The organism is Streptomyces sp. OfavH-34-F, from assembly GCF_022347745.1.
GTDB lineage: Bacteria > Actinomycetota > Actinomycetes > Streptomycetales > Streptomycetaceae > Streptomyces.
The window spans coordinates 1-23,082 of sequence record NZ_JAKRGC010000083.1 but is presented as its reverse complement, the minus strand read 5'-3'; the positions used below and the strand labels follow the sequence as shown (position 1 = coordinate 23,082).

Here is a 23,082-nt window from a genome sequence, read left to right as displayed (position 1 = left end):
CGGCCGGCCCGGCCGGGACGCGGAGACCCGGCCCGGACGCGCCGGGCGCCGCGCGGGCCCCGGCAGCGCGACGCCCATGTCGGATTTCCGCCAGCCCCCGGCCCCCTCCGTGGACCATCCTGGGACCATGCACACCGACACCGAGCGCTGCGTACGGGCCGTCCGGTCCAAGGACGCCCGCTTCGACGGCTGGTTCTTCACGGCCGTCCTGACCACCCGGATCTACTGCCGCCCGAGCTGCCCGGTCGTCCCGCCCAAGGACGAGAACATGACGTTCTACCCGAGCGCGGCGGCCTGCCAGCAGGCCGGGTTCCGGGCCTGCAAGCGGTGCCGGCCCGACACCAGCCCCGGCTCGCCCGCCTGGAACGCCCGCGCCGACTCCGTCGCCCGCGCCATGCGGCTCATCCGCGACGGGGTCGTGGACCGCGAAGGCGTCCCGGGGCTCGCCGCCCGCCTCGGCTACTCGCCCCGCCAGATCGAGCGCCAGCTGCGCGCCGAACTGGGCGCAGGACCGCTCGCCCTGGCCCGCGCCCAGCGCGCCCAGACCGCGCGGGTGCTCATCGAGACCACCGCCCTGCCCCTGGCGGAGGTCGCCTTCGCGGCCGGGTTCTCCTCCGTGCGCACCTTCAACGAGACCGTCCGCGAGGTCTTCGCCCTGGCCCCCGGCGAACTGCGCGCCCGCGCCGCCCGCACGGCCCCGGCGCCCGCCACCCCCGGCGTCATCGCCCTGCGCCTGCCGTACCGCGCCCCGCTCAACCCGAGCAACCTCTTCGGCCACCTCGCCGCCACCGCCGTCCCCGGCGTCGAGGAGTGGCGCGACGGGGCCTACCGCCGCACCCTCGCCCTGCCGCACGGCCACGGCATCGTCGCGCTCGCCCCGCGCCCCGACCACATCGCCTGCCGGCTCTCCCTCACCGACCCGCGCGACCTGACGCTCGCCATCAGCCGGTGCCGCTGGCTGCTCGACCTGGACGCCGACCCGGTCGCGGTGGACGGGCAGTTGCGCACCGACCCGCTGCTCGCCCCGCTGGTCGACGCCGCCCCCGGCCGCCGGGTGCCCAGGACCGTGGACGGCGCGGAGTTCGCCGTCCGCGCCGTGCTCGGCCAGCAGGTGTCCACCGCCGCCGCCCGCACCCACGCCGCCCGCCTCGTCACCGCGCACGGCACCCCCGTCGACGACCCCGAGGGCGGACTGACCCACCTCTTCCCCGGCCCGGAGGCGCTGGCCGGGCTCGACCCCGAGCGGCTGGCCCTGCCGCGCACCCGCCGCCGCACCCTCACCACCCTGGTCCGGGCCCTCGCGGACGGTGCGCTGCGGCTGGGCCCCGACTCCGACTGGGAGCGGGCCCGCGCCGACCTCACCGCCCTGCCCGGCTTCGGCCCCTGGACCGTCGAGGCCGTCGCCATGCGCGCGCTCGGCGACCCGGACGCCTTCCTGCCGACCGACCTCGGCATCCGCAGGGCCGCCCAGCGGCTCGGCCTGCCCGCGACCCCGGCCGCCCTCACCGCCCGCGCGGCCGGCTGGCGCCCCTGGCGCGCGTACGCCGTCCAGTACCTCTGGACCGTGGACGACCACCCCATCAACCACCTTCCCCCCGCAGGAGGAACCCCGTGACCCGGCAGCACACCGTCGTGGACAGCCCCTACGGGTCGCTCACGCTCGTCGCCACCGACGGCGTCCTGGCCGGCCTCTACATGACCGGCCAGCGCCACCGGCCCCCCGAGGAGACCTTCGGCGAGCCCGACCCGCGCCCCTTCACCGAGGCCGCCCGCCAGCTCGACGCCTACTTCGCCGGCGACCTGCGCACCTTCGACCTGCCGCTGCGCCTGGACGGCACCCCGTTCCAGCGCAGCGTCTGGGAGCAGCTGCGGCTCATCCCGTACGGGGAGACCCGCACCTACGGGGAACTCGCCGAGAACCTCGGCAAACCCGGTGCCTCCCGCGCGGTGGGGCTGGCCAACGGCAAGAACCCGGTCGGCATCATCGTGCCCTGCCACCGGGTGATCGGGGCGTCCGGCGGCCTCACCGGCTACGGCGGCGGCCTGGACCGCAAGCAGCGGCTGCTCGCCTTCGAGAACGGCACCGAACGGAGCACACCGGCCCTGTTCTGAGCGGTACGGGTGGGGCCCCGCACACCCGTGTGCGGGGCCCCACCCGTAGCGCTTCCCTCCGGTCAGCCGGTGAAGATCTCCACCGCCGTCCAGATCGCCAGCCCCAGCATGCACAGGCCGCCGATGCGCTGGACGGTCTTGAGCGGCACGCGCTTGGCGATGAACCGGCCCGCCAGCAGCGCCAGCGCGGACACCGACATCAGGGCGGCGGCGGAGCCGATCGCGGTCGACCAGGGACCGTTGCTCGCCGCGAGGTTGGCCGTGGTGATCTGCGTGAGGTCGCCCCACTCGCTGATGAACACCGCCGTGAACGCCGTCGAGTACACCGGCCAGAAACCGGTCACCGTCTTCGGGCCCGCCTCGTCGTCCTCGTCGTCACCGCCGCCGCGCAGCAGCATGAAGGCGCCGAACGCGAAGAGGCAGGCCGAGACGAGCTTGACGATCCAGTCGGGCAGCAGCCCGAGCAGCCCGCCCGCACCCACCGCGATGGCGACGTGCACGATGAACGCCGACGAGGTGCCGAACCAGACGTAGAGCGGACGCATGCGCGTGCCCATCGCGAGCGACGCGAACATCGTCTTGTCCGGGAGTTCGGCGAGGAAGATCAGCCCGAAAGCGGTGATGATCGCCAGGGGGTCGAGATGCATTCCGGTGGCTTTCTGTACGAGCCGGGCCCCGGATCTCCGCGAAGTGCCGCTCGGGCGTTTCGGAGGACCACTCGGCCCGGCATGACGGCACCGCCCACGGGGCGTGGGCGTGTGTCATACCTGACCGAAGGTCTCGCCCACCCGCGATCATCCCGATCACGAGCCCGGCCACCGGGAACCCGGGGGTTCCAGTGTGTCGACGACCGGTTTGCGGGGCTACTCCCCTTCGCAGCGGTTCATATTACCGGAAGGGCCGGGTCGTGCGGTCAGCCCTGGGTCTCCGGGGGCCTGGGCTCGTCCTCGCGCAGCAGCTCCTCGCGCGCGGCGGTGCGCGCCTCCGTGCGGTGGCCGCGGGCGATGTAGTCGCGCACCACGAGTTCGACGGCGTCCTGCGGATTGCCGACCCCCGCGAGCACCATCACTTCGACCACGAGTTCCGCATCGAGACTGACCGCTACCTTCGCCATGGCGCGACGGTAGCAGGCCACCCGGGCCCGCCACCGCCGGATGCCGGAACGGGCCCCGCACCGGCCCGGGGCGACCCGGCTCAGCCGACCGGGAGGCCGTCCTCCAGCTCCACCGCGCCCGCGCCGGACTCCAGCGCCCGCAGGGCCGCCCGCACCCGGCCGGCCCGCGCCCCCGACAGATGGGCGTCGATCTCCGCCGGTCCGACGAGCTTCCAGGACAGCAGCTCCGACTCCTGGAGCCGGATCGCCTTCAGCCGCTCGTCGTCCAGGACCCCGCCGTCGTACACGTACGCCACGATCGGCGGCCGGTCGCTGCCGCGCACCCAGTCCACCACCAGCAGCCGGCCCGGCGGGACGTCCAGGCCGATCTCCTCCAGCGACTCGCGCCGCGCCCCCTGCCGGGGGCTCTCCCCGTCCGCCGACTCGACCGTCCCGCCGGGCAGCGTCCAGCCCTCGCGGTAGTTCGGCTCGACGAGCAGCACCCGGCCCGCCGCGTCCCGGAAGAGGCAGGCGGCCCCGACGAGCACCTTGGGAAGACCGGCGATGTAAGTGGCGTAGTCCGTAGTGGTCACCGCGCCAGCCTAGGTCCGGTTTGATCGATCAGACCATGGGCACGGAGGGGGTGCTGCGGATAGGGTCGGGGCGGCGCGACTGCCTGTTCGAATGCAAAGGGAATCAAGGTGACGGACGGAGCAGTGATGGAGACCGCACGCGTACTCGTCGCGGCGGACAAGTTCAAGGGCTCGCTCACGGCCGTGCAGGTCGCCGAGCGGGTGACGGCCGGACTGCGGCGCGTCCTTCCCGGGCTACGGGTGGAGACCCTGCCCGTGGCGGACGGCGGCGACGGCACCGTGGCGGCGGCGGTGGCCGCCGGCTTCGAGCGCCGCGAGGCGCGCGTGACCGGACCGCTGGGCGACCCCGTCACCGCCGCGTACGCGGTGCGCGGCACCACCGCCGTCGTCGAGATGGCCGAGGCGTCCGGCCTCCAGCACCTGCCCGCCGGCGTGTTCGCCCCGCTCACGGCCACCACGTACGGCTCCGGCGAACTCCTGCTCGCCGCCGTCGGGGCGGGGGCGCGGACCATCGTGTTCGGCGTCGGCGGCAGCGCCACCACGGACGGCGGGGCCGGCATGCTCTCCGCCCTCGGCGCCCGCTTCCTCGACGCCGACGGCAAACCGGTCGGACCCGGCGGCGGCGGTCTCGCCGACCTCGCCGAGGCGGACCTCTCCGGCCTCGACCCCCGCCTCGCCGGCCTCGACCTGATCCTCGCCAGCGACGTGGACAACCCCCTCACCGGCCCGACCGGCGCCCCCGAGGTCTACGGCCGGCAGAAGGGCGCCACCGAGGACGACATCGCGGTCCTCGACGCCGCGCTCGCCCACTACGCCTCCCTCCTCGGCCCCGAGCAGGCCCGGCTCCCCGGCGCCGGGGCGGCCGGCGGCATCGGCTACGGGGCGCTCGTCGCGCTCGGCGCGCGGTTCCGGCCCGGCATCGAGGTCATGCTCGACGTCCTCGGCTTCGCACCCGCGCTGGAACGGGCGACCTTCGTCATCACCGGCGAGGGCTCCCTGGACACCCAGACCCTCCACGGCAAGGCCCCGGCGGGCGTCGCCGCGGCGGCCCGCGCGGCCGGCGTGGACGTGGTGGCGGTCTGCGGACGCCTCGCGCTCACCCCGCAGGCGCTGGAGGGCGCGGGCATCCGCCGCGCGTACGCCCTCACGGACCTGGAACCGGACCCGGCGGTGTGCATGGCCGAGGCCGGGCCGCTGCTGGAGCGCGTTGCGGAATCGATCGCCCGCGACTTCCTGAGCTGACGGCGGGGGCGCCGCGCCCGGCGCCCCCGCCCGGTCTGTGCGCCCGCACAACCCCGTACCGCCCCGTGCGGGGCACCCGCAACGCGTCCCCCCGCACCCCATGGACGCCCCCCTCCCACCCCTGCTGACCTGTGGCTCCACAGGAACGCGGAAGGAGGAGGACGCACATGGCGACGCTCGAGATCCGCGCACTGTCCGTGGCCTACGGCCCGGTCCGCTCACTGCGCGACGTCTCCCTCGATGTGCCCGCCGGCGCGATCACCGCCGTACTCGGCGGCAACGGGGCCGGGAAGACCACACTGTTGCGGGCCGTATCGCGGACGCTCGGCTTCCACGGCGGCACCGCCACCGGCGGCGTCCGGTTCGACGGCCGCCCCCTGGACGGGCTGCGGCCCGACCGGGTGGTCGCCGCCGGGATCGTCCAGGTGCCCGAGGGCCGGCAGGTGTTCGCCCGGATGACCGTGGCCGACAACCTCCGGGCCGGCGCCCTCGGCGCCCCCGGCGGACGCGCGGCGGCGGCCCAGGCACTGGAACGCGTGCACGAACTGTTCCCGGTCCTGGCCCGCCGCGCCCACCAGAGCGCCGGGCTGCTGTCCGGCGGCGAACAGCAGATGCTGGCCATGGGGCGCGCCCTGATGGCCCGGCCCCGGCTGCTCCTGCTCGACGAACCCTCGCTCGGCCTCGCGCCCCTGATGGCGCAGCGCATCGCCGACACGGTGCGCGAGATCAACGCCTCCGGCACGTCCGTGCTGCTGGTCGAGCAGAACGCGTCGATCGCGCTGGGCCTCGCCACCACGGCGTACGTCCTGGAGGTCGGCGAGGTCACCCTGCACGGCCCGGCCGGTGAACTGGCCGCCTCCGACGAGGTCCGCCGCCGCTACCTGGGCGTCGTGGACGAGGCGGCCGCCGCCGACGCGGACCGGGCGGCGGCCGACCCCGTACCCACCCTCGGCAGGTGGTCCGCGTGACCACCGCCCCCGCGCCCCTCGCCGTCCGGGACATCACCGTCCGGTTCGCCGGACTCACCGCGCTCGACGGCGTCTCGTTCACCGTCGAGCCGGGCAGCGTGCACGCCGTCATCGGCCCGAACGGAGCGGGCAAGTCCACCACGTTCAACGTGCTGTCCGGGGTCTACCGGGCGGCCTCCGGGAGCGTGCGCCTCGGCACCGAGGAACTGACCGGGAGCGCCCCGCACGAGATCGCCGCGCTCGGCGTCGCCCGCACCTTCCAGAACCTCGCGCTGCCGCCGCACGCCACCGTCGCCGACACCCTGATGCTCGGCCGGCACCGGCTGACCCGCGCCGGGTTCCTGGCCAGCGGACTGCGGCTGCCGTCCGCCGCCCGCGAGGCGCGCCGCCACCGCGACCGGGTCCGCGAGATCGCCGCGTTCATCGGACTGGACCGGGAACTGGACCGGCCCGCGAGCGCCCTGCCGTACGGGCAGCAGAAGCTCGTCGAACTGGGCCGGGCGCTGTGCATGGAACCGCAGGTGCTCCTCCTGGACGAACCCGTCGCCGGGATGACCGCCGAGGAACGGCGCCGCACCGCGCAGGTCGTCGCCGGGGTCCGCGACGGCCTCGGCATCTCCATCGTGCTCGTCGAACACGACATGGGCGTGGTGATGCGCCTCGCGGACGCCGTGACCGTACTCGACTTCGGACGCAGGATCGCCGGCGGCACCCCCGCCGAGGTCCAGAACGACCCGGCCGTCGTCCAGGCCTATCTGGGAGCCCCCCAATGACCACCTTCATCGAACTCCTCCTCGGCGGCCTGTCCATCGGCGCGGTCTACGCGCTGATCGCGCTCGGCTTCGTCGTCATCTTCAAGGCCACCGAGGTCGTCAACTTCGCCCACGCCTCACTCCTCCTCGCCGGCGGCTACGTCACCGCCGTGCTCCACGACGACATCGGCTTCTGGCCCGCCCTCGCCACCGGCATCGCGGGCGCGGCCGTCGTCGGCGCCGCCGTCGAGTACCTGGTGATGCGCCGCTACCGGGGCGGCGACCACAGCGTCCTGGCCATCGTCACCATCGGCGTCGACATCCTGCTGACCACCGAACTCACCCGGCGCATGGGCACGGAGGTGCTCTCCCTGGGCGACCCCTGGGGCGACCGCGTCCTCACGATCGGCGGCGTCACGCTCGCCCACACCCGGATCGCCGCGTTCCTCGCCGCCGCCCTCCTCATCACCGTGTTCCTGCTCGCCTTCCGCTTCACCTCCTGGGGCGTCTCGATGCGCGCCGCCGCCGAGAACCCGCAGACCGCGGCCCTTATGGGGATCAGGCTCGGCCGGGTCTCGCTCGCCGCCTGGGCGGTCGCCGGGGCCCTGGCCGCCGTCGCCGCGCTGTTCCTCACCGTCTTCCCCACCCCAGGACTGGAACGGGCCACCTCGCTCGCCGCGCTCAAGGCGTTCCCCGCCGCCATCCTCGGCGGGCTCGACTCCACGACCGGCGCCCTGGCCGGCGGGCTGATCGTCGGCGTCACCGAATCCCTCGCCACCGGCTACCAGGGCGAACTGTCCTTCCTCGGCCGGGGCATCGGCGACGTGGCCCCCTACCTGGTGATGGTGATCGTGCTGCTCGCACGCCCCGCCGGACTCCTCGGCACCAAGGAGCCCGCCCGTGTCTGAGACCACCACCGCACCCGCCCCCGCCGCGGCCCTCGCGGCCCGGCTGCGCCGCCCCCGCACCTGGCTGTGGACGGCGGGACCGGTCCTGCTGCTCGCCCTGCCGTTCTACCTGGACCGCTTCTGGCTCCAGGCCGGACTGTTCGCCATGGCCGCCGCGATCGGCGCCATCGGCCTCAACCTCCTCACGGGCGCCACCGGCCAGCTCTCCATGGGCCACGCCTTCTTCCTCGCCGTGGGCGCGTACGGCTACTGCGTCCTGGCGGGGGAGAGCGGTACGGAGAACGGGCACACCCTGTCCGGGCTCGGCCTGCCCAGCTGGCTCGCCGCCGTCCTCGCCGTCCTCCTCGCCGGGGCCGCCGGCGGACTGTTCAGCCCCATCGCGGGCCGGCTGCGCGGCGCCTACCTCGGCATCGCGACCCTGGCGCTGATCTTCATCGGCCAGCACGTGCTCTTCAACGCCTCCTCCCTCACCGGCGGCTACAACGGCCGCGCCGTGCCCCCGCTCTCCCTCTTCGGCTTCGACTTCGACGACACCGAGGTGCTGGTGGCGGCCGTACCGTTCCAGTCCGCCGAGAAGCTCTGGTACGTGGCCCTGCTCGCCCTCCTGCTGAGCGGCCTGTTCGCCCGGGGGGTGCTGCGCGGCCGGCCCGGCAGGGCGCTGAACGCCATCCGGGACCACCGCATCGCGGCCGGGGTGATGGGCGTGCCGGTGGCCCGCTACCGGGCGGGCGTCTTCGTCCTGTCCTCGATGTACGCCGGACTGGCCGGGGTGCTCCTCGCCCTCGTCTTCCAGCGGACCGTGCCCGAGTACTTCGGCATGGTCCTGTCCCTGGAATACCTCGCCATGATCGTGATCGGCGGGCTCGGCACCGTGGCGGGAGCCGTCGTCGGCGCCGCCTTCGTCTCGCTGCTGCCCCAGCTGCTCACCCACTACAGCGACTCCCTGCCCCTGGTCGCGGCCCCCGGTACGGGCGGCCTGGCACCGGGCGAGGCGTCGCGCTACCTGTACGGCGCCGCGGTCGTCGCGGCGGTCCTGTTCCTGCCCGGCGGCCTGACGCGCCCGATGAAGAAATCTGGGGAGAAGAAATGAAACTGCGTGTGCTCGGGGCCGTGTGCGCGGCCCTCGCCCTCACCCTCGTGGGATGCAGCGAGAAGGCCAAGACCTCGGACGGGGGAGACGCCGGCACCGAGGGCGGCGTGAAGACCGGCCAGGGCGTCACCGACTCGGTGATCACGCTCGGCGCGCTCACCGACATGACCGGCGTCTACGCCTCGCTCGGCAAGAGCGTCACCCAGGCCCAGCAGCTCTGGGTGAAGCGGACCAACGCGGCCGGCGGCATCTGCGACCGCAAGATCGAGCTGACCGTGCGCGACCACGGCTACGACCCGCAGAAGGCCGTCGCCGGCTACACCGAGCTGGAACCCAAGGTCCTCGGCTTCGCCCAGTTCATCGGCTCCCCGTTCGTCGCCGCCGTCGAGCAGCGCGTCGAGGGCCGGGACAAGGGCCTCGTCCTGCCGCAGGCCTGGTCGGCGAACCTGCTCGGCAGCAAGTACGTCCGCGTCATCGGCGCCACGTACGACGTCGAGACCATCAACGCCATCGACTACCTGCTCGACGAGAAGCGCATCGCCAAGGGCGACCGGATCGGCCACGTCTACTTCGAGGGCGACTACGGCGAGAACGCGCTCGCCGGCTCCCGGTACGCGGCGAAGAAGGCGGGGCTCACCGTCGTCGAGCAGAAGATCAAGCCCACCGACAACGACATGACCGCCCAGGTCGCCGCCCTCAAGCAGGCGGGCGTCAAGGCAGTCGTCGTCAGCGCCGGACCCCGCCAGGCCGCCTCGCTCGTCGGGGTCGCCGCCGCCACCGGCTTCGACGTCCCCGTCATCGGCAACAACTCCGCGTACGCCCCGCAGCTGCTCAAGACCCAGGCGGGGCCGGCCCTGATGAAGGACTACTACGTCGCCGCCTCCACCCTGCCCATCGGCGACCCCGGCGCCGGACCGGCGAAGCTGGCCAAGGAGTACGCCGCCGCCTACCCGAAGGACGGCCTCGACAACGGCGTCATCGCCGGCTGGACGGCCGCCGAGCTGTACGGCGAGGCGCTGAAGAAGGCGTGCACGGCGAAGGACCTCACCCGTGAGGGCGTCGACAAGGCGCTGCTGTCCGTCACCGGCTTCGGCACCGACTTCGGGGTCTCCCACGACTTCACCGACCCGGCCGCGCCCTCCACCCGGGAGAGCGTGATCATGAAGCCCGACGACAAGGTCCCGGGCGGCCTCAAGGTGGTCCGCCCGGCCCAGGCCGCACCGGCCGCCGCCTCGTACAAGGCCGAGTAGCACCCGCGACGCACGAGGGCCCGGATGCCTTGCCGGCATCCGGGCCCTCTGTCGTTCGTACCGTCCGCTACGGCAGCTGCGCCGCCCGTGCCTCGCGCCGGTTGCCGCGGAAGGTGTTCACCCGGCGGGCGGTCGCGAAGAGCGGGATGACCGCGCCGAGCACCACCTGGAGCGCGCAGCCGGTCTGCAGGAGCAGCTGGCCGCCGGGGGCGTCCAGCGCCCACGCCGCCAGGAAGCCCATCGCGGCCACGATCCAGCCGAGCATCGCCACCGCGAGGACACCCCGCGGCTTCGGGTACTCGACCCGGCTGACCATCAGCCACGCCACCCCGATGATCGCGAGGAGCGTCGGCACGAAGGGCAGCTCCAGGAGCACGATCGAGATGACCGTGAGCGCTCCGAAGGGGCTCGGCATGCCCTGGAACATGCCGTCCTTCATCGTCACGCAGGAGAACCGCGCGAGTCTGAGCACCACCGCCAGCAGCACCACGATCGCCGCCAGCGCCGAGACCCGCTGGTGTGCGTCGTCCGCGACCATGCCGTACACGAGGACGAAGTACGCCGGGGCGAGCCCGAAGCTGATCAGGTCCGAGAGGTTGTCCAGCTCGGCACCCATCGGCGAGGACCGCAGCTTGCGGGCCACGAGCCCGTCGAAGAGGTCGAACACCGCTGCCATGAGCATGAGGATCACGGCGGTGGCCGCGGAGTGCCGCGCCATGCCGCTCTCGTCGCTGCCCGTCAGGTGCGGGATCAGGATGCCCGTGGTGGTGAAGTACACCGCCATGAACCCGCACGTCGCGTTACCGAGGGTGAGGGTGTCCGCTATCGACAGCCGCAGCGAGAGCGGCATGTCCTCGGCGTCGTCCTCCACGTCGGCCTCCGGCACCCAGCCGGTCTGTGGATCGGGATCAATCACGGTCAATGCGAGTCACCCCTGCGGTGGTGGCCTGGCCGACCTCGACCGCCACGTCCACACCTTCCGGGAGGTAGATGTCGACGCGCGAGCCGAAGCGGATCAGACCGATGCGCTCACCCTGCTCAACCTTCGTGCCCTCGGGCACGTAGGGCACGATGCGCCGGGCGACCGCGCCGGCGATCTGGACCATTTCGATGTCGCCCAGCTCGGTGTCGAAGTGCCAGACGACGCGCTCGTTGTTCTCGCTCTCCTTGTTGAAGGCGGGAACGAAGCCACCGGGCACGTGCTCCACCGACGTCACCGTGCCGGCCAGCGGCGCCCGGTTGACGTGGACGTTCAGCGGGCTCATGAAGATCGCTACGCGGGTACGCCCGTCCTTCCACGGCATGATGCTCTGCACCACGCCGTCGGCCGGTGAGATGACGCGCCCCCCGGAGATCTCGCGCTCCGGGTCACGGAAGAACCAGAGCATGCCCGCCGCGAGCGCGGTGGTGGGCACGGCCACGGCCGCCCAGCGTCCGGACCGGCGGGCGCGGGTCAGGCTGAGGGCGGCGGTGGCGACGGTCGGCAGGAGCCACGGCGAAGCTCCGCGTGCGATGCGGACCCGGCCGCGTGAGGCAGAGGAATGGCTGTCGGGCATGGATGACCTTCGTAGCGGATGAGGCCGCGCTGGCAACGGGGGACGGCGGCTTTTCTTCCGGCGATGTTATCGGTTGCCAGCCGCAACTGGGCAAGCCAGCAGCCGAGTCGGACGTCTGGAAGGCACCGGTTGAGGAGGACAAGGTGTGATCTTCTTCGCGGTCAAATCGCCGCGAAAGGGACAATCAACCCTGGAAACGGTACTCCTCGAGGAGCCGGCGACCGATGATCATTTTCTGGATCTCGGCGGTACCTTCACCGATCAGCAGCATCGGGGCCTCGCGGTAGAGGCGCTCGATCTCGTACTCCTTGGAGAAGCCGTAGCCGCCGTGGATACGGAAGGCGTCCTCGACGACTTCCTTGCAGTACTCGGAGGCGAGGTACTTCGCCATCCCTGCCTCCAGATCGTTTCGCTCTCCGGAGTCCTTTTTGCGTGCCGCGTTCACCATCATGGCATGAGCGGCCTCGACCTTGGTGGCCATTTCGGCCAGCTTGAACTGGATCGCCTGGTGCTGCGCGATGGGCTTTCCGAAGGTCTGGCGCTGCTGTGCGTAGGAAACGCCCAGCTCGAAGGCACGCTGCGCGACCCCGCAGCCACGGGCCGCCACATTCACCCGGCCCACCTCGACGCCGTCCATCATCTGGTAAAAACCGCGGCCGGTGGTGCCGCCGAGGACCCGATTGGCCGGAATTCGCAGTCCGTCCATGATGAGCTCGGTGGTATCGACCCCCTTGTAGCCCATCTTCTCGATCTTGCCGGGGATCGTCAGCCCCGGACGCACCTCGCCGAAGCCCGGTTCCTTCTCCACCAGGAACGTCGTCATCGACTTGTGCGGGGCCGTGCCCTCGGGGTGTCCTTCGTCACTCCGGCACAGCACGGCCACGAGCGAGGACGTACCGCCGTTCGTCAGCCACATCTTCTGGCCGTTCAGCACGTACTCCTCGCCGTCGCGGACGGCCTTGGAGCTGATCGCCGACACGTCCGAGCCGAGCGCCGGCTCCGACATCGAGAACGCGCCCCGCACCTCGCCCAGCGCCATCCGGGGCAGGAAGGTGTCCTTCTGCTCCTGGGTGCCGTGCTGCTTGAGCATGTACGCCACGATGAAGTGCGTGTTGATGATCCCCGACACGCTCATCCAGCCGCGGGCGATCTCCTCCACGCACAGCGCGTACGTGAGCAGTGACTCGCCCAGGCCGCCGTACTCCTCGGGGATCATCAGGCCGAACAGGCCCAGCTCCTTGAGCCCCTCCACGATCTCGGTGGGGTACTCGTCGCGGTGCTCGAGCCGCGTCGCGACCGGAATGATCTCCTTGTCGACGAAATCCCTGACCGTGGACAGGATCTCCTGCTGGACCTCGGTGAGGCCGGCCGTCCGGGCGAGTCGGGTCATGACTGCTTCTCCACCTTCTTCTGCGCGGGCTGCTTCGGCTCCGGGCGGCCGGGCTGCTCGCCGCCCCGCTCCTTGATGTACGTCTCGGTGGGCACCATGACCTTGCGGCGGAACACGCAGACCAGCGTGCCGTCCTGCTTGTAGCCCCTGGTCTCCACGTGGACGATTCCGCGGTCGCTCCTGGACCGGGACGGCGTCTTGTCCAGAACGGTCGTCTCGCCGTAGATCGTGTCGCCGTGGAAGGTCGGCGCCACGTGCTTGAGCGACTCGATCTCCAGGTTCGCGATGGCCTTTCCGGAGACATCCGGAACCGACATGCCGAGCAACAGCGAGTAGACGTAGTTGCCGACGACGACGTTCTTCCCGAAATCGGTCGTGCTCTCCGCATAGTTGCTGTCCATGTGCAGCGGGTGATGATTCATGGTCAGCAGGCAGAAGAGGTGGTCGTCGTATTCGGTGACCGTCTTTCCGGGCCAGTGCTTGTAGATCGCACCGATCTCGAATTCCTCGTAGGTCCTTCCGAACTGCATCTCAGGCCTCCGGGGCTTCGAACTTGGAGGTGCGCTGCATGCCGGCGGCCCGGCCCTTGCCCGCGACGACCAGGGCCATCTTGCGGCTCGCCTCGTCGATCATCTCGTCGCCGAGCATCGCCGAACCCTTCTTGCCGCCCTCCTCGGAGGTGCACCAGTCGTAGGCGTCCAGGATCAGCTCGGCGTGGTCGTAGTCCTCCTGCGAGGGCGAGAACACCTCGTTCGCCGCCTCCACCTGGCCGGGGTGCAGCACCCACTTGCCGTCGAAGCCGAGCGCCGCCGCGCGGGCCGCCACCTCGCGGTAGGCGTCCACGTCGCGGATCTGGAGGAACGGGCCGTCGATCGCCTGGAGGTCGTGCGTGCGGGCGGCCATCAGGATGCGCATCAGGATGTAGTGGTACGCGTCCGCCGGGTAGCCGGGCGGCTGCTGGCCGACGACCAGGGTCTTCATGTTGATCGACGCCATGAAGTCGGCCGGGCCGAAGATCAGCGTCTCCAGCCGGGGCGAGGCCGCGCCGATCTCGTCGATGTTCACGAGGCCCTTGGCGTTCTCGATCTGCGCCTCGATGCCGATCCGGCCGACCTCGAAGCCCATCGTCTTCTCGATCTGGGTCAGCAGCAGGTCCAGCGCCACCACCTGCTGGGCGTCCTGGACCTTCGGCAGCATGATGCAGTCGAGGTTCTGCCCCGCGCCCTCGACGACCGTGATGACGTCGCGGTACGTCCAGTGCGTCGTCCAGTCGTTGACCCGGACCACGCGGGTCTTGCCCGTCCAGTCGCCGTTGTTCAGCGCGTCCACGATGTGGTGGCGGGCGCCCTCCTTGGCGAGCGGGGCGCAGGCGTCCTCCAGGTCCAGGAAGACCTGGTCGGCCGGGAGGCCCTGGGCCTTCTCCAGGAACCGCGGGTTCGAGCCGGGCACGGCCAGGCAGGAACGGCGCGGGCGCAGTCGGTTGACGGCAGTCATGCGGGGACCTCCAGAGGGTCGAGCTTGTTCGCTTTCCGGATCTCGTCGACGATACGGCCGATGATCTCCGTGATGCCGAAGTCCTTCGGGGTGAACACGGCCGCCACACCCGCCCCGATCAGGGCTTCGGCGTCGGCCGGGGGGATGATGCCGCCGGCGATGACCGGGATGTCACCGGCCCCGGTGCGGCGCAGCCGGGTCAGCACGTCCGGCACCAGCTCGGCGTGCGAGCCGGACAGGATGGACAGGCCGACGCAGTGCACGTCCTCGGCGACGGCCGCCGAGACGATCTGTTCGGGCGTCAGGCGGATGCCCTGGTAGACGACCTCGAAGCCGGCGTCCCGCGCGCGCACCGCGATCTGCTCGGCGCCGTTGGAGTGCCCGTCCAGGCCGGGCTTGCCGACGAGCAGCCGCAGCCGCCCGACGCCCAGGTCCGCGGCGGTCCGCGCCGCCTTCTCGCGTACGAGGGCGAGCGGCGAGCCCTCCTCGGCGGTCACCGCGACCGGGGCGGACGACACTCCGGTCGGCGCCCGGAACTCGCCGAAGACGTCCCGCAGCGCCCAGGACCACTCACCGGTGGTCACCCCGGCCCTGGCGCACTCGACGGTCGCCTCCATCAGGTTCTCGGTGCCGGCGGCGGCCTTCTTCAGCGCGGCCAGCGCCTCGTTGGCGCGGGCCTCGTCGCGGTTGTCGCGCCAGGCGTGCAGCGCGGACACCACCCTGGCCTCGTTGGCCGGGTCGACGGTCATGATCGCCCCGTCGAGGTCGGCGGTGAGCGGGTTGGGCTCGGTCGTCTCGTAGACGTTGACGCCGACGATCTTCTCCTCGCCGGCCTCGATCCGGGCCCGCCGCGCGGCGTGCGAGGCGACCAGCTCGGACTTGAGGTACCCGGACTCGACGGCCGCCATGGCGCCGCCCATCCGCTCGATCCGCTCCATCTCGGCCAGCGACTCGGTGACCAGTTCGTCCACCTTGGCCTCGACGACGTGCGAACCGGCGAAGATGTCCTCGTACTCCAGCAGGTCGCTCTCGTGCGCCAGGACCTGCTGGATGCGCAGCGACCACTGCTGGTCCCAGGGCCGGGGGAGCCCCAGCGCCTCGTTCCAGGCAGGCAGTTGCACGGCGCGGGCACGGGCGTCCTTGGAGAGGGTCACGGCCAGCATCTCCAGGACGATCCGCTGCACGTTGTTCTCCGGCTGCGCCTCGGTCAGCCCCAGCGAGTTGACCTGGACGCCGTAGCGGAACCGGCGCTGCTTGGCGTCGGTGATGCCGTAGCGCTCCCGGGTGACGCGGTCCCAGATGCGGCCGAAGGCGCGCATCTTGCACATCTCCTCGATGAAGCGGACGCCCGCGTTCACGAAGAACGAGATCCGCGCGACGACGGCCCCGAACTTCTCCTCGGGCACCTGCCCGGAGTCGCGTACGGCGTCGAGCACGGCGACGGCCGTGGACATCGCGTACGCGATCTCCTGGACCGGGGTGGCTCCCGCCTCCTGGAGGTGGTAGCTGCAGATGTTGATCGGGTTCCACTTGGGGATGCGGTTGACCGTGTACGTGATCATGTCGGTGGTCAGCCGCAGGGAGGGCCCCGGCGGGAAGACGTGCGTCCCGCGCGAGAGGTACTCCTTGACGATGTCGTTCTGCGTGGTGCCCTGGAGCCTGCCGGGGTCGGCGCCCTGCTCCTCCGCGACGACCTGGTAGAGCGCCAGCAGCCACATGGCGGTGGCGTTGATCGTCATGGAGGTGTTCATCTGCTCCAGGGGGATGTCCTGGAACAGCCGGCGCATGTCGCCGAGGTGCGAGACGGGCACCCCGACCCGGCCGACCTCGCCGCGCGCGAGCACGTGGTCGGGGTCGTAGCCGGTCTGGGTGGGCAGGTCGAAGGCGACCGACAGGCCCGTCTGGCCCTTGGCGAGGTTGCGCCGGTACAGCTCGTTGGACGCTTCGGCCGTGGAGTGGCCCGCGTACGTCCGCATGAGCCAGGGGCGGTCCTTCTGGCGGCCACTCATGTCACACGTTCCGGCTGTGCTCGGTGGTCCGCTCCGCCGGCGCGTCACGGAACAGGTTGATGGCGTCCAGGTGCTTCTCGCGCATCTCGTGGTCGCGCACGCCCATGCCCTCGCGCGGGGCGAGCGCCAGCACGCCGACCTTGCCCTGGTGGCGGTTGCGGTGGACGTCGTACGCGGCCTGGCCGGTCTCCTCCAGCGAGTAGACCTTGGAGAGCGTCGGGTGGATCCTGCCCTTGGCGACCAGCCGGTTGGCCTCCCACGCCTCGCGGTAGTTGGCGAAGTGGGAGCCGATGATGCGCTTGAGCGACATCCACAGGTAGCGGTTGTCGTACTCGTGGTGGTAGCCCGAGGTCGAGGCGCAGGTGACGATCGTGCCGCCCTTGCGGGTCACGTAGACGCTCGCGCCGAACGTCTCGCGGCCCGGGTGCTCGAAGACGATGTCGACGTCCTCGCCGCCGGTCAGCTCGCGGATGCGCTTGCCGAACCGCTTCCACTCGCGCGGGTCCTGGTTGTGCTCGTCCTTCCAGAACCGGTAGCCCTCGGCGTTGCGGTCGATGATCGCCTCGGCGCCCATCCGCCGGCAGATCTCCGCCTTCTGCTCGCTGGAGACGACACAGATCGGGTTGGCGCCGCCGGCCAGCGCGAACTGCGTGGCGTACGAGCCGAGGCCGCCGCTCGCGCCCCAGATCAGCACGTTGTCGCCCTGCTTCATGCCGGCGCCGTTGCGCGAGACGAGCTGGCGGTACGCGGTGGAGTTGACCAGGCCGGGGGCCGCCGCCTCCTCCCAGCTGAGGTGGTCCGGCTTCGGCATCAGCTGGTTGGACTTGACGAGCGCGATCTCGGCGAGACCGCCGAAGTTGGTCTCGAAGCCCCAGATGCGCTGCTCCGGGTCGAGCATCGTGTCGTTGTGGCCGTCCGAGGACTCCAGCTCGACGGAGAGGCAGTGCGCGACGACCTCGTCACCGGGCTTCCAGGCGTTGACGCCGGGGCCGGTGCGCAGCACGACGCCCGCCAGGTCGGAGCCGATGACGTGGTACGGCAGGTCGTGGCGCTTGGTCAGCTCGCTGACCCGGCCGTAGCGCTCCAGGAAGCCGAAGGTGGAGACCGGCTCGAAGATGGAGGTCCACACGGAGTTGTAGTTCACCGAGCTGGCCATGACCGCGACCAGCGCCTCGCCGGGGCCGAGTTCCGGCACCGGCACCTCCTCGACGTGGAGGGACTTGCGCGGGTCCTTGTCCCGGCTCTCGACGCCGGCGAACATCTCGGCCTCGTCCTTGTGCACGGTGACCGCGCGGTACGACTCCGGGATCGGCAGCGCGGCGAAGTCGGCGGCGGTGGCCGCGGCGGAGCCGCTCTGCGCTTCGGTCTGCGACTGGATCGCGTCCAGGATTTCCTTCACGGGTGCCTCCGGCGGATGGGATCTCCCCTGCTCGAGCGGGGCTGCGAGCTGGGGGAAGCGTTGAGGGAACGCTGAGGGGGCCCTGCGAACAGGGGGGACGGGTCGGGAGGTCGCCGTCGGTTCGGCGGGGTGGTGCTCGGCTGTTTGCTCTGTGGAGCAGGGGGGTTGCCTGGTGACGCAGGCGCCGGGCGCGCAGGCACGTGGCTTGCGGGGACAGCCGGCGTACGTGAGATCCCAGCACGCCGGCCGCCCGGATGCCCTCAACGTATGGCACTGCGTGACAGCTGACAAGGCACTGCGTGCCAGTAATTTCCCTCAATTGTCAGTCGACTGCCACGCATGAGCAACGCGGCGGATGGTATGGGGAGATTCGCCCGGAAATGGCAGGGCGATTTCGCCCGGATGACACATGATCGTTCATCCGGGCGACGCGGGATTCCGGGGCTTCCGGAGCCGGGCAGGAGGCCTTTCCCGGGTGGTGCCGGTCCGGGCTCAGCGCTCCTTGAGGGCCTGCTGGATGGTGCGCATCACTTCGTCCAGCGGCGCGTCCGTGCGCGCCACGGCGACCAGCACCTCGCCCTGGGTCTCCACCTGGGCGGCCGGCTGCCCGGCGCGGTCCTCCCGGGCCGTGCGGCCCGCGCCGATGCCGGTGCCGAAGGTGTCGCGCACGATGGCGAACGCCTGGTCGAGCTGCGCCTCCACATCGCCCTGCCCGTCCGCCCGCAGCCAGCGCCGCAGCACGTGGTTGTGCGCGGTGACGACGGCGGACGCGGCGACCTCGGCCAGCAGCGGGTCGTCGTTGCCGGGCTGGTGGTCGCGCTCGTCGAAGTGGCCCAGGAGGTAGCGCGTGAACAGCCGCTCGTAGCGGGCCACGGAGGCGATCTCCGCCTGGCGCAGGGTGGGCACCTCGCGGGTCAGCTTGTAGCGGGCCACGGAGACCGCGGGCTTGGCCGCGTACATCCGCATGACTTCCTTGATGCCCCGGCACACCGTGTCCAGCGGGTGCTCGTGCGCGGGGGCCGCGTTGAGGACCGCCTCGGCCCGGACGAGGGTGTCGTCGTGGTCCGGGAAGATCGCCTCCTCCTTGGACCGGAAGTGCCGGAAGAAGGTCCGCCGGGCCACGCCGGCCGCCCCCGCGATCTCGTCGACCGTGGTGGCCTCGTATCCCTTCGTGGCGAAGAGTTCCATCGCCGCGGCGGCCAGTTCGCGGCGCATTTTGAGCCGCTGGGCCGCGGCTCGGGTGCCTGCGGCACTTTCCGGGACGTCGGGCGCGGCGGACACACGGGAGGACCTGGCGGGCTGGGACATGGTGTGAACGTACTGCATCGGCGCGGGGGCGCGCGCCTGCGGGGGCGGGCCGCCCGGAGGACCGAGCAGCCCGCCCCAGCCGGCCCCCGGGTCAGCGCCGGGCATATTCGCGGAAGCCGCGTCCCGTCTTGCGGCCGAGACAGCCGGCGGCCACCAGGTGCTCCAGCAGCGGGGCCGGCGCGAGGCCGGGATCGCGGAACGCGCCGTGCAGCACCTTCTCGATGGCCAGCGAGACATCGAGGCCGACCACGTCCAGCAGCTCGAACGGGCCCATCGGGTAGCCGCCGCCGAGCTTCATCGCGGCGTCGATGTCGTCCAGCGACGCGTAGTGCTCCTCGACCATCTTGATGGCGTTGTTGAGGTACGGGAACAGCAGCGCGTTCACGATGAAGCCTGCCCGGTCCCCGCAGTCCACCGGGTGCTTGCGCACCTTCAGGCACACCTCGTGGACGGTGGCGTGCACGTCGTCGGCGGTGAGCACCGTGCGCACGACCTCGACCAGCTTCATCGCGGGCGCCGGGTTGAAGAAGTGCATCCCGACGACGTCCTCGGGCCGCCCGGTCGCCCGCGCGATCTCCACCACCGGCAGCGAGGAGGTGGTCGTCGCCAGCACCGCGCCCGGCCGGCACACCTTGTCGAGCGTGGCGAACAGCTGCCGCTTGACCGCCAGGTCCTCGGCCACCGCCTCCACCGCGAGGTCCACCCCGGCGAACGCGTCCAGCGAGGCGGCCGGGGTGATCCGGGCCAGCGTCTCGTCCCGCGCCTCTTCCGTCAGCCGCCCCTTGGCGACCGACCGGGCCAGCGACGTGGCGATCCGTGCCTTGGCGAGGTCCGCCTTCTCCTGGCCGCGCGCGGCGAGCACCACGTCGTACCCCGCCTTGGCGAAGACCTCCGCGATACCGGAGGCCATCGTCCCGGAGCCGGCGACGCCCACCGAACGGACCGGGCGCCCGGCGGCCTCCGCACCGCGCGGGGCGGGCGTCAGCGCGTCCGGCACCACCGTCCCGCTGCCCGGCTCCGCGTAGGTGTAGAAGCCGCGGCCCGCCTTGCGGCCGGTCAGCCCGGCCGCGCCGAGCTGGCCCAGGATGGGCGCGGGGGCGTGCAGCCGGTCGTGCGACGCGGAGTACATCGCCTCCAGGACCGTGCGGGCGGTGTCGATGCCGATCAGGTCCAGCAGGGCCAGCGGCCCCATCGGCAGCCCGCAGCCCAGGCGCATCGCCGCGTCGATGTCCTCGCGCGTCGCGTAGTTCGCCTCGTACATCGCGGCGGCCTGGTTGAGGTAGCCGAACAGCAGGCCGTCGGCGACGAAACCGGGCCGGTCGCCGACCGCGACCGGCTCCTTGCCCAGGGCGCGGGCCAGCTCCGTGACCGCCGCCACGGCCGGCGGGGCGGTCAGCACCGAGGAGACCACCTCGACCAGCTTCATCGCGGGCGCCGGGTTGAAGAAGTGCAGCCCCAGCACCCGCTCCGGGCGCTGCGACTCGGCGGCCAGCCGGGTCACCGACAGCGCGTTGGTCCCGGTCGCCAGGATCGTGGTGGGCTGGACGATCGCGTCCAGCTCGCGGAAGACCTGCTGCTTCAGCTCGTAGGACTCCGGCACGACCTCGATGACCAGCTCCGCGTCGGCGGCGGCCCGGAGGTCGGAGAAGGTGCGGAACCGGGACAGGGTCTCGCGCCGCTCCTGCTCGGTGAGCCGGCCGCGCTCCACGGCGCGGGCGGTGGACGCCTCCAGGGCGGCGACGGCCTGGCGGGCGGCCGCCTCGTCGATGTCGATGCCGACGACCTCGCGGCCCGAGCGGGCCAGCACCTCGGCGATACCGGTGCCCATCGTGCCGAGGCCGACGACGGCAATGGTGGAGAGAGGGGTGTCCATCAGGGGACTCCTGGGATGAGTGACGACTGAAGGGAGCGCACGGCGCGCGGGCGAGGGAAGGGCCGATGGGCCCGGCCGGCGCACGGCGTACGGGAGTTGCCTGTCGTGGTGCTCGGCCACGGGCGTGATCCACGCACGGGACCGGAAGGGGAGCGACGGACCCTGTCCCGGGGTCACGTCTCGCGAAGCTGCCGAACCGACGACACTCCGGACGGCTGCGTCACCAGGCCAACCGGAGCGACGGGAACTTGTCCCGCTCACCTGAGCTTAACCAGCGGGTAACGAGCGCGCCAGACCCGGCCGGTTGTGGTCCCCCTCACATCAAACCGCCTTTCTGATACGCAGGGTGGCCGCCTGTACGCTGACCGTCATGGACGAGGAGCTGCGGTCGCTGGCGCACCGATCGGCCCAGGAGGCCGCGGCGGCGGGGGAGTCGGCGGACCACCGCGCCCTGCTCGCCACCGAGGACCCCGAGGCGCTGGCGCGGGTGCTCGTCGAGCACGCCCGCCCGCTCTGGGCCCGCGAACTCGCCGCCTTCCGGCTGGGCTGCGCCGGAGACCGCCGCGCCTTCGAGACCCTGGTCCTCCTCCTCAACCACCGCGACCCCGAACGCTGCGTCAGCGCCGCCCACGCCCTCGCCCTCCTCGGCGACCCCCGCACCGCGCGGGCCGCCGCCGCCCTCGCCACCAACCCCCTGCGCACCGCCTACGCCCTCCACCCGGTCCGCCTGCTCACCGCCCTGCGCGCCCCCGAATCCGCGCCCGCCCTGGCCGCGACCCTGTCCCGCCTGCTCGGCCCGGACGAACCGCACTGGCGCGTGGCGCTCGCCTGCGTGGAGGGCCTGGGCGCGCTCGGCGACCCGGATGCCCGTCCGGCCCTGGAGGCGGCCCTGCCGCACCCCCGACTCGGCGCGGCGGCGGGGGAGGCGCTGGACCGGCTGCGGGAGGCGTGAGCGGCCCGCTGGTGCGTTGACGACGTAAACACCGTGAACCGGGGCCACGGTGCCGGTCTTCGTGTACGCTTCCCCGGGGCGCCGACCCCCCTCGCATCTCCGGGCAGCACGGCGGCCACCATGGGGAGGCGCCGTCCCGAGCGGGACCGCGCGGGAGCGTGCGGAGGAGGACCGGTGAACCCGGAAACGGTCGCGGGGAGATTCCGGCTCGTCGGAGCGATCGACTCCGGGAACATGGGCGAGGTGCACCGCGCCGTCGACCTCCGGGTGCCCGAAGGCGCGCCGGACCACCTGGTCGCCGTCAAGCTAATCCTGCGCCACCGCTCCGGCAGCCCCGTGGACACGAGGGCCGACGCCCGGGCCGTCGCCCGGTTCGCCCGCGAGGTCCGCATCATGCGCCGGCTCGACGACCCCCACCTCACCCGGATCGTCGACGGCGGCGTCGACGAGGCCCACGGCCGCCCCTACCTCGCGATGGAACTCCTCGACGGGGACACCCTCGGCGACCTCATCGACGAGGAGGGCCGGCTCCCCGTCTCCTGGGCCGCCGCCATCGGCGCCCAGATCGCGGCCGGCCTGGCCGCGGCGCACGGCGCGGACGTCGTCCACCGCGACCTCAAGCCGCGCAACGTCATGCTCACGCGCGGAGGCGTGGTCAAGGTCCTCGACTTCGGCATGGGCCGGATCACCGACGACCCCGACGACACCCGGCTGACCAGCTCCGGCACCACGGTGGGCACCGCGCGCTACATGGCCCCCGAGCAGTTCCGCGCCGGACTCGTCACCCCGGCCGCCGACCTCTACGCCCTGGGCTGCGTGCTGTACGAGATGCTCACCGGCGTCCCCCCGTTCACCGGCGACAGCGCGTACGTCCTGATGGACCGGCACCTGCACGGGGTGCCGGCTCCGCTCCGCCTCGTCCGGCCGGATGTCCCGGCCGAGCTGGCCCGCCTGGCGGACCGGCTGCTCGCCAAGGACCCGGCCGACCGCCCGGCGGACGCCGCCGCCGTCCGCGACGCCCTGCTGCCCCTGGCCGGCCCCGGCGAGGACGCCCCCGAACTGCCGTCCTGGTCCGCCTACGACCCGGTCCGCG

Annotated in this window: 23 protein-coding genes; 11 read left to right on the top strand and 12 right to left on the bottom strand. The window is 72.3% G+C overall.

Annotated elements, in window-relative coordinates:
* Positions 1-127 precede the first annotated feature (127 nt).
* Entirely contained in the window at positions 128-1,615 is a 1,488-nt protein-coding gene (locus MHW47_RS15240; protein ID WP_239223675.1) for an AlkA N-terminal domain-containing protein, read from the top strand.
* On the top strand, positions 1,612-2,112 hold the full coding sequence (locus MHW47_RS15235; protein ID WP_239223674.1) for a methylated-DNA--[protein]-cysteine S-methyltransferase: 501 nt from the start codon (positions 1,612-1,614) through the stop codon (positions 2,110-2,112). Before MHW47_RS15240 ends, MHW47_RS15235 begins: the two co-directional genes overlap by 4 nt.
* 62 nt (positions 2,113-2,174) lie before the next feature.
* On the opposite strand, the gene MHW47_RS15230 is transcribed toward MHW47_RS15235, so the two are convergent.
* The 3 genes from MHW47_RS15230 to MHW47_RS15220 all read right to left on the bottom strand — a co-directional run bounded on the left by MHW47_RS15230 (position 2,175) and on the right by MHW47_RS15220 (position 3,798).
* Positions 2,175-2,759 (bottom strand): TMEM165/GDT1 family protein, encoded by a 585-nt coding sequence (locus MHW47_RS15230; RefSeq protein WP_239223672.1) that lies wholly within the window; start codon positions 2,757-2,759, stop codon positions 2,175-2,177.
* A 266-nt stretch (positions 2,760-3,025) separates the two neighbouring features.
* On the bottom strand, positions 3,026-3,226 hold the full coding sequence (locus tag MHW47_RS15225; protein ID WP_239223670.1) for a DUF2191 domain-containing protein: 201 nt from the start codon (positions 3,224-3,226) through the stop codon (positions 3,026-3,028).
* 80 nt (positions 3,227-3,306) lie between these two features.
* Positions 3,307-3,798 carry an NUDIX hydrolase gene (locus MHW47_RS15220; protein ID WP_239223668.1) on the bottom strand — a complete coding sequence of 164 codons (492 nt, stop codon included), beginning with the start codon at positions 3,796-3,798 and terminating at the stop codon, positions 3,307-3,309.
* Between the two features lie 126 nt (positions 3,799-3,924).
* On the opposite strand from MHW47_RS15220, the gene MHW47_RS15215 reads away from it, so the two are divergent.
* The 6 genes from MHW47_RS15215 to MHW47_RS15190 all read left to right on the top strand — a co-directional run bounded on the left by MHW47_RS15215 (position 3,925) and on the right by MHW47_RS15190 (position 10,008).
* Positions 3,925-5,040 carry a glycerate kinase gene (locus MHW47_RS15215; RefSeq protein WP_239223681.1) on the top strand — a complete coding sequence of 372 codons (1,116 nt, stop codon included), beginning with the start codon at positions 3,925-3,927 and terminating at the stop codon, positions 5,038-5,040.
* Between the two features lie 167 nt (positions 5,041-5,207).
* Complete coding sequence (locus MHW47_RS15210; protein WP_239223666.1) at positions 5,208-6,008, top strand: ABC transporter ATP-binding protein; 801 nt, start codon at positions 5,208-5,210, stop codon at positions 6,006-6,008.
* On the top strand, positions 5,996-6,781 hold the full coding sequence (locus MHW47_RS15205; protein WP_239223664.1) for an ABC transporter ATP-binding protein: 786 nt from the start codon (positions 5,996-5,998) through the stop codon (positions 6,779-6,781). The genes MHW47_RS15210 and MHW47_RS15205 overlap by 13 nt, the downstream gene beginning before the upstream one ends.
* The gene (locus MHW47_RS15200; protein ID WP_239223662.1) at positions 6,778-7,668 is read left to right on the top strand and encodes a branched-chain amino acid ABC transporter permease; all 891 of its coding nucleotides are present in this window, start codon (positions 6,778-6,780) and stop codon (positions 7,666-7,668) included. The genes MHW47_RS15205 and MHW47_RS15200 overlap by 4 nt, the downstream gene beginning before the upstream one ends.
* Positions 7,661-8,758, top strand: coding sequence for a branched-chain amino acid ABC transporter permease (locus tag MHW47_RS15195; protein ID WP_239223661.1), 1,098 nt, complete (start codon positions 7,661-7,663; stop codon positions 8,756-8,758). The genes MHW47_RS15200 and MHW47_RS15195 overlap by 8 nt, the downstream gene beginning before the upstream one ends.
* Complete coding sequence (locus MHW47_RS15190; RefSeq protein ID WP_239223659.1) at positions 8,755-10,008, top strand: ABC transporter substrate-binding protein; 1,254 nt, start codon at positions 8,755-8,757, stop codon at positions 10,006-10,008. The genes MHW47_RS15195 and MHW47_RS15190 overlap by 4 nt, the downstream gene beginning before the upstream one ends.
* Before the next feature lie 67 nt (positions 10,009-10,075).
* Here MHW47_RS15190 and pssA read toward each other — a convergent pair whose 3' ends face one another.
* Together pssA and MHW47_RS15180 are read right to left on the bottom strand one after the other, a co-directional pair.
* Positions 10,076-10,930: a CDP-diacylglycerol--serine O-phosphatidyltransferase gene (pssA, locus tag MHW47_RS15185; RefSeq protein ID WP_275449221.1), complete on the bottom strand. Its 855-nt coding sequence runs from the start codon at positions 10,928-10,930 to the stop codon at positions 10,076-10,078.
* Positions 10,917-11,564, bottom strand: a complete 648-nt coding sequence (locus MHW47_RS15180; protein WP_239223658.1) for a phosphatidylserine decarboxylase — start codon at positions 11,562-11,564, stop codon at positions 10,917-10,919. Before MHW47_RS15180 ends, pssA begins: the two co-directional genes overlap by 14 nt.
* 2 nt (positions 11,565-11,566) lie before the next feature.
* Between MHW47_RS15180 and MHW47_RS15175 the strand changes: the two genes are divergently transcribed.
* Positions 11,567-11,713 (top strand): hypothetical protein, encoded by a 147-nt coding sequence (locus tag MHW47_RS15175; RefSeq protein WP_239223656.1) that lies wholly within the window; start codon positions 11,567-11,569, stop codon positions 11,711-11,713.
* Positions 11,714-11,748: 35 nt separating this feature from the next.
* Here the strand turns inward: MHW47_RS15175 and MHW47_RS15170 are convergent, their stop codons facing one another.
* The 7 genes from MHW47_RS15170 to MHW47_RS15140 form a co-directional block, all read right to left on the bottom strand.
* Positions 11,749-12,954 carry an acyl-CoA dehydrogenase family protein gene (locus MHW47_RS15170; protein ID WP_239223654.1) on the bottom strand — a complete coding sequence of 402 codons (1,206 nt, stop codon included), beginning with the start codon at positions 12,952-12,954 and terminating at the stop codon, positions 11,749-11,751.
* Entirely contained in the window at positions 12,951-13,484 is a 534-nt protein-coding gene (locus MHW47_RS15165) for a MaoC family dehydratase (protein WP_239223653.1), read from the bottom strand. Before MHW47_RS15165 ends, MHW47_RS15170 begins: the two co-directional genes overlap by 4 nt.
* A 1-nt stretch (position 13,485) precedes the next feature.
* A complete protein-coding gene (locus MHW47_RS15160; protein ID WP_239223652.1) occupies positions 13,486-14,448 on the bottom strand; it encodes a CoA ester lyase in 963 nt (320 codons plus the stop codon).
* Positions 14,445-16,457, bottom strand: coding sequence for a protein meaA (locus tag MHW47_RS15155; protein ID WP_239223650.1), 2,013 nt, complete (start codon positions 16,455-16,457; stop codon positions 14,445-14,447). Before MHW47_RS15155 ends, MHW47_RS15160 begins: the two co-directional genes overlap by 4 nt.
* Before the next feature lies 1 nt (position 16,458).
* A complete protein-coding gene (gene ccrA, locus MHW47_RS15150; protein ID WP_239223649.1) occupies positions 16,459-17,856 on the bottom strand; it encodes a crotonyl-CoA carboxylase/reductase in 1,398 nt (465 codons plus the stop codon).
* Positions 17,857-18,348: 492 nt separating this feature from the next.
* Positions 18,349-19,164: a TetR family transcriptional regulator gene (locus MHW47_RS15145; RefSeq protein ID WP_239223648.1), complete on the bottom strand. Its 816-nt coding sequence runs from the start codon at positions 19,162-19,164 to the stop codon at positions 18,349-18,351.
* A gap of 91 nt (positions 19,165-19,255) precedes the next feature.
* Positions 19,256-21,037 carry a 3-hydroxyacyl-CoA dehydrogenase family protein gene (locus MHW47_RS15140; RefSeq protein WP_239223646.1) on the bottom strand — a complete coding sequence of 594 codons (1,782 nt, stop codon included), beginning with the start codon at positions 21,035-21,037 and terminating at the stop codon, positions 19,256-19,258.
* Positions 21,038-21,407: 370 nt separating this feature from the next.
* Here MHW47_RS15140 and MHW47_RS15135 point away from each other — a divergent pair, with 370 nt between their 5' ends.
* Together MHW47_RS15135 and MHW47_RS15130 are read left to right on the top strand one after the other, a co-directional pair.
* Positions 21,408-21,989: a HEAT repeat domain-containing protein gene (locus MHW47_RS15135; protein ID WP_239223645.1), complete on the top strand. Its 582-nt coding sequence runs from the start codon at positions 21,408-21,410 to the stop codon at positions 21,987-21,989.
* Positions 21,990-22,163: 174 nt separating this feature from the next.
* On the top strand, positions 22,164-23,082 hold a 919-nt coding region (locus MHW47_RS15130; RefSeq protein WP_308381607.1), incomplete at its 3' end, for a serine/threonine-protein kinase.